Origin of the sequence: Pseudomonas sp. Sample_21 (assembly GCF_004307525.1) — a bacterium.
Lineage (GTDB): Bacteria > Pseudomonadota > Gammaproteobacteria > Pseudomonadales > Pseudomonadaceae > Aquipseudomonas > Aquipseudomonas atacamensis.
In genome coordinates this window covers 165217-174974 of record NZ_RCNZ01000035.1, presented here as the reverse complement: position 1 = coordinate 174974, position 9758 = coordinate 165217, and the positions used below count along the sequence as shown (strand labels likewise).

At 61.7% G+C, this 9758-nt stretch carries 6 protein-coding genes and 1 tRNA gene; all 7 read right to left on the bottom strand.

Annotated features, from left to right (window positions below):
* Window positions 1-118: 118 nt before the first annotated feature.
* A tRNA-Gly gene (locus D8U71_RS04525) sits at window positions 119-192 on the bottom strand.
* 158 nt (window positions 193-350) lie between these two features.
* Complete coding sequence (locus tag D8U71_RS04520; RefSeq protein ID WP_016771295.1) at window positions 351-1235, bottom strand: alpha/beta hydrolase; 885 nt, start codon at window positions 1233-1235, stop codon at window positions 351-353.
* Window positions 1236-1551: 316 nt separating this feature from the next.
* Window positions 1552-2244, bottom strand: a complete 693-nt coding sequence (locus D8U71_RS04515) for a pseudouridine synthase (protein WP_123442935.1) — start codon at window positions 2242-2244, stop codon at window positions 1552-1554.
* Window positions 2245-2277: 33 nt separating this feature from the next.
* Window positions 2278-2508, bottom strand: a complete 231-nt coding sequence (locus D8U71_RS04510; protein ID WP_016771293.1) for a cysteine-rich CWC family protein — start codon at window positions 2506-2508, stop codon at window positions 2278-2280.
* Window positions 2501-3988 carry a sensor domain-containing diguanylate cyclase gene (locus D8U71_RS04505; protein WP_016771292.1) on the bottom strand — a complete coding sequence of 496 codons (1488 nt, stop codon included), beginning with the start codon at window positions 3986-3988 and terminating at the stop codon, window positions 2501-2503. Before D8U71_RS04505 ends, D8U71_RS04510 begins: the two co-directional genes overlap by 8 nt.
* Window positions 3989-4268: 280 nt before the next feature.
* The gene (atzF, locus tag D8U71_RS04500; RefSeq protein WP_130887233.1) at window positions 4269-6041 is read right to left on the bottom strand and encodes an allophanate hydrolase; all 1773 of its coding nucleotides are present in this window, start codon (window positions 6039-6041) and stop codon (window positions 4269-4271) included.
* Window positions 6042-6066: 25 nt separating this feature from the next.
* Window positions 6067-9714 (bottom strand): urea carboxylase, encoded by a 3648-nt coding sequence (uca, locus tag D8U71_RS04495; RefSeq protein WP_130887232.1) that lies wholly within the window; start codon window positions 9712-9714, stop codon window positions 6067-6069.
* Window positions 9715-9758: the final 44 nt, after the last annotated feature.

Sequence of the window (9758 nt, the reverse complement as noted above, 5' to 3'; positions counted from 1 at the left end):
ACAAGTCGGGGCGTTTGCTGGAACCACCATCAGTGCGTTTTCACACAGTCTGATCAAGGCCGGCTTTTTCTATTCCTGCATCCCTCGTCGGACAACACAACGCGAGATCAATATTCGGTGGAGCGGGTAGAGGGAATCGAACCCTCATCTAAAGCTTGGGAAGCTTTCGTTCTACCACTAAACTATACCCGCTCAGAGCGGCTGACTTTGTACCAGACTCGGCCACGGATTTGAAGTTTTCTTTTTCTCTGCGAGGGCTTTGCCGCGCAGAAATCGGTCGATCGCGAGCAAGGGCTGCGCCGGTGCAACAGGCACTTCAAGCTTGCAGCCTTGCCCGCGATGACGCTGTTTCAAATGGCCAGGGCATGGTGATCCTGCACAAACGAGTAGCGCGTTCGGCTGGCTTGCGGCGCAGGTTTCAGAAAGCCCAGCAGAGCGTTCTGGCTGTCGCGGCAGGCGGCTTTGTGCTCCATGTCGAGGAAGTGCCCGGTGGCTTGCAGGGTGGTGAAGCTGCTGTGCGCTACGTGATTGCCAAACAGGCGTGCGTCTTCAGCAGCGGTGTATTCGTCCCATTCGCCATTCAGGAACAGCACCGGCACGCTGATCTTTTTCGCCGCATTCAGATAGCACTGGCGATCGCTGTGCAGCACGTCGTTGATGTGAAAGTGCATCTGTCCGTACTCATGCTCGGCGAGGCTGCTGACATGGCGATAGTTGAAGCGCTTGAACAGCGACGGCAGGTGTTTGCCGATGGTGTTGTTGACCAGATGGCCGACCCGGTCGCCGTCGCGGCTGCCGAGGTAATCGACACCACGCTCGAGATAATCGAGCATGTGCGCATTGATCACCGGTGAGAACGAGCTGATCACGGCTTTTTCGATGCGCCGGGGCTGCTGGGCGAGGGCGACCAGAGTGGCGGCGCCGCCCCAGGAGAACGACAGCACGTGTTCGGCGGCGAAGTGATCGATCAGCTCCAGCAAAATCTGCCCTTCGACTTCCTTCGTCAGATGTTTCTCATGCCGGTTGTGGGCTTTTGAGCGGCCCGCGTAGGGCTGGTCATAGCAGACCACGTTGAATTGCGGGTGCAGGTTTTTCACGGTCTGTGCAAACGACGCAGTCGTGGCCATCGAGCCGTTGACCAGAATGATGGTCTTTTCTGCGGCGTCTGCGCGATAGAACTCCGTGTAAACCCGATACTGACCCTGTATATCCAGCACAGCGATTTCTGGCCTCATGTCATAAGACTCCTGGCAAGCAAGCGGGTATGCGCGCAATCGAGATTGCACGAGCTTTGTGACAGGTAGGCATACGCCTGAAATTTGCTGGCCCATGTCGATCCGGTACGGCAGGTCGACGGGTGTTGTTATTGGCGGGCAGATTGCCGGCTGAGGCGCAGCCCTTGAGGGCAGACGACCGACAAAAAGTTTCTTGGAAGTATGTGGTGACTCATCGGTCACATTTCGGCCGACGTCCTGATTCAAGCAGGGGACTCAGGATCACGCAAGTGCCGTCGGCGAATTGTTCGACAACTTCGGCTGAGCGGTCGCCGGCTTAGAACAAATGAATCTCTTCGGTGCGCAAAGCGCGGTACTCGCCCGGTTTTAGCGCGTGATCGAGGGTCAGTTCGCCGATGGATTCGCGGTGCAGGCGCAGGACTTTGTTGTTGAAGAAACCAAACATGCGCTTGACCTGATGGTAGCGGCCTTCAACGATGCTCAGTCGCGCCGAGCGTGGGCCGAGCAGCTCAAGCTGCGCCGGTTGCGTGGTCAGATCTTCGAAAGCGAAGTAGATGCCCTCGGCAAATTTAAGCGCGTAGCTCGGGTCGATGTGCTGTTCGGTTTCGACGTAATAGACCTTCGCCAGTTTGGTTTGCGGCTGCGTCAGGCGCCGCGACCAGGCGCCGTCATTGGTGATCAGCATCAGCCCGGTGGTATTGAAATCCAGACGTCCGGCGATGTGCAGATCGTCCTTGTGCGGTTCATCGAGCAGGTCGAGCACGGTCGCATGCTGCGGATCGCGGGTGGCACTGACGCAGCCCGGGGGTTTGTGCAGCATGAAATAGCGCGCCGGTTTGCCGCTCTGCAGCACCTCATCGTCGACTTCGACCCGACTGAATTCCAGCACCTCACTGTGCGGGTCGCTGACGACTTTTCCGTCAATCCGCACGCGCTTTTCCACCAGCAACAGGCGAACCTGCTGACGGTTGTAGCGGGGCAGATTGCTGAGGAAGCGGTCGACGCGCATGGTCAGGATTCAACGGACGAAGGGCCGCGCATCTTACGGGATCGGCCGCCGGCCTGCTTGCAGTTGCGCTTCGACCTGTGCGCAGCGCGGGCACAGGCAGGCTTGATTGCGCAGTTCGGCCGGCAGCGCTTCGAGCACTGCCGGGTCGATGGTCACGCCATAGCACCAGCATTCGCGGTCGGCGGTGCGCGGGTCGGCGAGGCTGCAGTCGTTGCGCGCACCGCAGGCCGGGCAGTGGTCGGGTTTGACGTCGTTATCAGGCATAGGTCGAGTGCGGCATTTCCATGCAGGTGCGGTTGCGCCCGGTTTGCTTGGCGCGGTACATCGCATGATCGGCCCGGGACAGCAGAGTGTGCAAGGTGTCATCGCGTTGCACGGTGGTGGCGCCGATGCTCACGGTCAGATGCAGGCTGTGGCCATCGTAGGCATATTTGTGTTGTTCGACGTGCTGGCGGATCTTCTCGGCAATTTTCTGCCCGGTCTCACCGTCGGTGTCTTTCAACAGAACGATGAACTCTTCACCGCCCCAGCGGCAGACGATATCGGCGTGACGCAGGCAACTTTGCAGGTCGCGGGCGAAACCGATCAACACCTGATCGCCAGCCATGTGGCCGTAGGTGTCGTTCAAGGCTTTGAAGTGGTCGAGGTCGAGCAACAACGCGGTCAGCGGCTTGGTTTCCCGTTGGGCCTCGTGCAGCGCTTGCGCGGCGAGGATGTCGAAGCCGCGTCGGTTCGGCAGTTCGGTGAGACTGTCGAGGGTGGCGTGCGCCTGAATCTTCGCCTGGAAGCGCTTGATCACTCGATTGAGCAAGGCCAGCACGATCAACGTCACCAGCAGGCAAATCAGCAGATTGAGATACAGCGACTGGCGGATCTCGCTCAGCGCGCCGTCCTCGCGTTTATCGACGAACAGGTACCAGTTCAACTCGGGGATAAACCGCACGTTGAGAAAATGCCCCTGGCCGTGGGTGGAATATTCGTAGCTGCCGCTGTGCGGCTTGGGCAACTGGCTGACCAGACTTTTCATGCTCTCCAGTTCGCCAAGACTCTGGCCGATGTGCGCGCCTTCCGGGCCACCCTCGGCACCGGTCAATACGAGGCGGCCGAAGGTGTCGACGAAGTACACGCTGCGTTGATAGCGCTGTTGATACTTGTCGATCAGCTTGATCACCGCGTCCACGGTGAGGCCCACGCCCGCAGCACCGATGAAGCGGTTGTGGTAGTCGTAGACCTTGTAGTTGATGAAGAACGTCAGGTTGTCCTTGTTGGCCAGATCCGGGTCGACGTTGATCTCGTACGGGTCCTGCATGTCGCGCACGCGGAAGTACCAGGTGTCGCGCGGCTCGTCGACTTTGACCTGCTTGAGCACACCTTTGGCGTGGTAGTAGGTGAGCGTGGCATTGGAAACGAAGAACGCCGTGTAGGCGCCGTAATGGGTCATGACCTCGTCGAGATAGCGGGTCATCTGCTCGGGATTCTGCTCGCCGTTGACCACCCAGTCGCGCATGAATGTATCGCGGGACATCATCGAGGAAATCAGGATCGGCCGGACCAGGTCTTTCTGGATTTCCGAATAGACCGTGTCGGAGGTCAGTGGCAGTTCAGTGTTGACGATGTTGTCGCGGATCGACTCGCGGGAGGCGAAATAGCTCAACAGCGAGGTGGCGAGAAACCCGGCGCCGAGCAGGGCGACCAGGGTAAGCACCAGTGAGCGTTGCGAGTACAAGGGAGAACGAAGCGGCATGGCAGATCCGTTGGCAGTGGCCCGATGGGATGCATTCTAGTGGGATGGTCGGGAAAACACTGCGGGATTTGTGCCTGAAATGGCGGGGGATATGACGTAGCGGTGTGTCAGGGAAATCGCAGCCCCTCACCCCAGCCCTCTCCCAGGGGAGAGGGAGCTGGATTGTGGGTGATGGAAAATCTGTGATCGACTCGGTATCAGCCAATGGCAACCGATGGACAATCGCCTCACCCTGGCCCTCTCCCTGGAGAGAGGGCCAGGGTGAGGGCGAGCTTTCGGATCAGCCCCGGGATGCCAGATACGCCCGCCATCCCCCCAAATGACTGATATCCACCGCACCCTCCAACCCATACGGCTCACAGATAAACCCGCTCTCCCAGCGCCCATCCGCCAGTTGCACCTTGCCCAGTCCCAGCGGCGCCGGAATCCCGGTGAGAAACGAGCCCAATTCGCTGCTCGGCAACTCCCAAACCTCCACGGCAATCGCCACGCCGCCATCCTTGACCCGCACCATCCCCGGGCGCAATGGCGGGCCGCCGGCGAGGGCGTGCAGTCGATAGTCCGGCGAACTGAACGTGGTTTCCAGCAAGCGCCCGCCGCGCTGGGTCAGTTGCCAGTTCAACGCCAGCCCTTGCAGATGCGCGCCACACACCACCAATCGAGCGCGGTCATTGCGCGCTGAGTTCGCCGGAGCTGGCAGGGCGCTGTCCTGCTGGCGCTGCAAGGCATCGGCCACGCTCAACAGATACTGATCGGTAAATACCCGCCCGAACAACGTCACGCCCCACGGCAAACCATTGCCCATGAACGCGGTCGGCACGGCGACGGCGGCGTAGTCGAGCAGGTTCATGAAGTTGGTGTAATAACCGAGTTCGGAATTGCGCAGCACCGGCTCGGCCTCAAGCTCGGCCAGGGTCACCGGACGGCCGATGGTCGGTGTCAGCACGCAGTCGAGATTTTCCAGGGCCTCGTCGCAGAGGGCCTTCAGCGCCTGCAATCGATATTGCGCGCGGAAGGTCTGCACGCCAGTCACTGCCGGAGCCTTGGCCAGCACCGCTCGGATCACCGGCAGCACCGCTTCGGGATTCTGCTCCAGCAGCTCACCGGCGACGCTGTAACGCTCGGCGACCCACGGCCCGTCGTAGAGCAGGCGCGCTGCTTCGAGAAATGGCGACAGGTTCAGTTCGACCGCTTCGCCACCCAGAGCCTTGAGCCGTTCGATGGCCGCTGCGAACAACTGTGGCCCCTCGTTGCAGCCGAAAAATTCAAGGTCCTGCGCCCGTGGCACGCCGAAGCGAAACGGCCGTGGCGCGCCGAATGCCGAGCCGTCGTTCCATGCCGGGTTGCCTCGGCTGTACTCATCGCGAGGATCGTGTTTGGCCGTCAACGCCAGCAACTGACTGGCCTCACGGGCGGTCGCGGTGAAGGTGGTTACGCAGTCCAGCGTGCGGCACGCCGGCAGCACGCCAGCGGTGGAAATCAGGCCTTTGCTCGCCTTCAAACCCACCAGATTATTCAGCGCCGCCGGCACTCGCCCGGAACCGGCGGTGTCAGTGCCCAAGGCAAAACTGGCCAGGCCCAGCGCCACCGCCAGTGACGAGCCGGCGCTGGAGCCGCCGGACGGATATTCGGGCAATACGCTGTTCGGGCACGCACCATAAGGCGAGCGGCTGCCATTGAGGCCGGTGGCGAACTGATCGAGATTGGTCTTGCCCAGCGGGATCGCCCCCAGCGCCAACAGTTGCTCGACGATGGTCGCCGACTGCTGCGGCACATAGGCAAACGCCGGGCACGCGGCTGTGGTGGGAATGCCGGCCAGATCGATGTTGTCCTTGATCGCGAATGGCACGCCATACAGCGGCAGGCTGTCGAGGTCACGACCGTCGAGGGCGGCCAGATACGGCTCCAGTTCATCGACGCTGAGCAGGTGGATGAACAGGTGATAGTCGGGATTCAGCGCAGCGGCTTTTTCGCGCAATTGCAGCAGCAGTTGGCGCGGTGTGGTGTCGCCATTGCGATAGGCCTGGCGCAGTGCATCGAGTTGCAGATTCATTGGTTGATCCTTTTCAGAAATGGCTTCAGTCGAGTTCCAGCACCACCACCCGTTGTCCGGCGCGCACCGCCGAACCGGGTTGCACGCGGATCTCTCGCACCACGCCGGCCAGCGGCGCGAGCACAGGGATTTCCATCTTCATCGACTCGAGAATCACCAGCACATCGCCCGCCGCGACACGCTGACCAGCCTCGACCTGCACCTGCCAGAGATTGCCGGCGATGTGGCTGTCAACGCTGTGTTCACCGCTTTGCAGCGGTGCTTCTTCGCTGGCGTCAGGCACGGCTTCTTCGCTGTCGAAATGCGCCTGGCCGCTGGCGATCCAGCGCTCGCGTTCAGCCTTGAACGCGCCCTGTTGCTGCGCACGGAAAGCGCTGATGCCCTCGGCTTCCTGACTGAGAAATGCCTGATAGCCGGCGAGGTTGAGCTGGCTGTGTTCGATGTTCAGATCGAAGCGCCCAAGGGGGAAATCGCGGCGGATGCGCAGCAGTTCTTCAGCTCTGACCGGGTAGAAGCGGATCTGATCGAAGAAGCGCAGCAGCCACGGTTTGCCGTCGAACGCGGCGACTTCGCGATAGCGATTCCACATCTGCAGAGTGCGCCCGACAAACTGATAACCGCCCGGGCCTTCCATGCCGTACACGCACATATAGGCGCCGCCGATGCCCACCGAGTTCTCGGCGGTCCAGGTGCGTGCCGGGTTGTACTTGGTGGTCACCAGACGATGACGCGGGTCGAGCGGCGTGGCCACCGGCGCGCCGAGGTAAACATCGCCAAGGCCCATCACCAGATAGCTCGCATCGAACACCGTGCGCTGCACTTCGTCGAGATTCGGCAGGTCGTTGATGCGCCGGATGAACTCCAGATTGCTCGGGCACCACGGCGCGTCCTTGCGCACCGTGGTCATGTATTTCTCGATCGCCAACTGGCAGGCCGGGTCGTCCCACGACAGCGGCAAGTGCACGATGCGCGACGGCACTTGCAAGTCCTTGGCGGCGCACACCGCGTCCCATTCGCCGGCGATGATGCCGAGCAGATCGGCCAGCGGCAGTTGCTCCGGCTGGTAGTGCACTTGCAGCGAGCGAATGCCCGGGGTGAGGTCGATCACGCCATGCAGGGCTTGGCTTTCCAGCGCCTGCATCAGCGCGTGGGCGCGAAAGCGCAGGACCAGATCAAGCTCCGGCGCGCCGATTTCCAGCAGTAAATGAGTGTCGCCAGAAACCCGTGCAACCAGTCGCTGATCGCCTTGACCCAACGCTAACACCACAGGCGACACTAAACCCTGTGGGAGCGAGCCTGCTCGCGAAGAGGCCGTGTCAGTCAATATCGATTTGTCTTGGCCGACGCTTTCGCGAGCAGTCTCGCTCCCACAGGGAAGATCCCATTTCAGAGCAAGATCGCGGGCGTCAGCCAGAGAGACGGGAATGAACTGAATTTTATCGCCCGCCTTGAGCTGTCCCAGCTGCCACAGATCCGCCTCGATCACCGTCACCGGGCAGACAAACCCACCCAGACTCGGGCCATCCGGGCCGAGGATCACCGGCATGTCGCCGGTGAAATCCACCGCACCAATCGCATACGGATTGTCATGGATGTTCGACGGGTGCAGACCCGCTTCACCGCCATCCTCACGCACCCACTCAGGCTTCGGTCCGATCAGGCGCACGCCGGTGCGGCTGGAGTTGAAATGCACTTCCCACTGGGTCGCGAAGAATGTGGCGATGTAGTTTTCGCTGAAGTATTCCGGTGCGCCGTGCGGGCCGTAGATCACCCGGATCTGGCGCACGCTCGGCAGCGCAGTGATGTGCTGTTCGGCCAGTTGCTGGCCGGCGCTGCGCTCGGTCAATGCCGGTACATGCAAGACATCACCGGCCCTCAACGCGCGACCGCCATGCCCGCCAAACTGGCCGAGGGTGAAGGTACTTTTGCTGCCCAGATAATCCGGCACCTGCACGCCGCCGCGCAGGCACAGATAACTGCGCGCGCCGGCGCCGCTGATGCTGCCCAGCTGCAACGTCGCGCCGGCCGGGATCAGCAACGCGGTGTTCATCGGCACCGGTTCAGCGTCAAGGGTCAAGGCAATCGGCGCGCCGGTCACCGCGACCACCGCGTCACAATTGAAGCGCAGGATCGGCCCGCTCATGGTGATTTCCAGTGCGGCGGCGCCTTGTTCATTGCCGAGCAGACGATTGCCCAGGCGCAGCGCTCGGCTGTCCATCGGCCCCGAGGGTGGCACGCCGACGGCCCAATAGCCGAGGCGTCCGGGATAGTCCTGCACGCTGGTCTGCGTGCCGGCGCTGAGCACTTCGAAGGTGTTGGCGTGATACAGCAGATTTTCCAGACAACGGGTCCACGGCTGACCGCTGGCGAATGGAGCATCGAGCAGAATCTGGCGCAGGTAATCGCGGTTGGTTTCCACGCCATACAGCAGGCTATCGCCCAATGCCTGATGGAGTTCGGCGCGAGCCTGTTCGCGAGTCGGCGCCCACGCGATGAGCTTGGCAATCATCGGATCGAAATACGGCGGGATTTCCACGCCGGCCTCGACCCAGGTGTCGATACGCAACTCAACGCCGTTGGCGGGCGGAAATTGCACAGCGGTCAGCAGGCCCGGGCTCGGCTGGAAATCACGCCCCGGATCTTCCGCGTACAGACGTGCCTGAATCGCATGGCCCTGCGGTTCCAGGCCTTGATACAACTCGTTCAGCGGCGGCAGATCACCAGCGGCCAGCTCGATCATCCAGCGCACCAGGTCCACGTTCCACACCTGTTCGGTGACGCCGTGCTCGACCTGCAACCGCGTGTTCACTTCGAGAAAATAGAAGCGCTGGGCCTCGCTGTCGAAGACGAACTCGACGGTGCCGGCGCTGCGGTAATTCACCGCTCGCGCCAGTTTGATCGCCGCCGCGCACAGCTCATCGGCCATGTCTTCGGGCAGGTTCGGCGCCGGGGTTTCTTCGAGGACTTTCTGGTTGCGCCGCTGCACTGAACAGTCGCGCACGCCGAGAGCGATGACTTCACCGCAGCCGTCGCCGAACACCTGCACTTCCAGATGCCGCGCGCGTTCGATGTACTTCTCGATGAACACCCCGGCGTCGCTGAAGTTGTTCTGACCGAGGCGTTTCACCGCTTCGAATGATTCGCTTAATTCACTGGCGCTGCGGCACACGCGCATGCCGATGCCACCACCGCCAGCGGTGCTTTTCAGCATCACCGGGTAGCCGACCTGTTCGGCGGCGCTCAGCGCACAATCGAGGCTGTCGAGCAGGTCGGTGCCTTCGAGCATGGGTACGCCGTGCTGTTTGGCCAACGCGCGAGCAGTGTGCTTGAGGCCGAACACCCGCAATTGCTCCGGCGTCGGCCCGATGAAGGCGATGCCCTGCGCTTCGCAGGCTTCGGCGAACGCTGCGTTCTCGGAGAGAAATCCGTAGCCGGGATGAATCGCCGTGGCGCCGCTTTGTTTGGCGATCGTGAGGATTTTGTCGACCGCCAGATAGGTCGCGGACGCCGCGCCTTCGCCGAGGCTGTGCGCTTCAGCGGCCTGGGAAATATGCAGGCTGGCCGCGTCGGCTTCGGAGTACACCGCGATGCCTTTGGCCTTGAGCACATTGATCGTGCGCAGGATGCGACAGGCAATCGCGCCTCGGTTGGCGATCAGGATTTTTTCGAACATGGCATAACCCCTGAAGGGGGAGCGGGCCGTCCCGCTGTTTTTCG

What these genes read in the sequence shown, in the direction of transcription:
- D8U71_RS04520 (WP_016771295.1), bottom strand. Translation starts at nt 1,235, where the DNA reads ATGAGGCCAGAAATCGCTGTGCTGGATATACAGGGTCAGTATCGGGTT.
- D8U71_RS04515 (WP_123442935.1), bottom strand. Translation starts at nt 2,244, where the DNA reads ATGCGCGTCGACCGCTTCCTCAGCAATCTGCCCCGCTACAACCGTCAG.
- D8U71_RS04510 (WP_016771293.1), bottom strand. Translation starts at nt 2,508, where the DNA reads ATGCCTGATAACGACGTCAAACCCGACCACTGCCCGGCCTGCGGTGCG.
- D8U71_RS04505 (WP_016771292.1), bottom strand. Translation starts at nt 3,988, where the DNA reads ATGCCGCTTCGTTCTCCCTTGTACTCGCAACGCTCACTGGTGCTTACC.
- atzF (WP_130887233.1), bottom strand. Translation starts at nt 6,041, where the DNA reads ATGAATCTGCAACTCGATGCACTGCGCCAGGCCTATCGCAATGGCGAC.
- uca (WP_130887232.1), bottom strand. Translation starts at nt 9,714, where the DNA reads ATGTTCGAAAAAATCCTGATCGCCAACCGAGGCGCGATTGCCTGTCGC.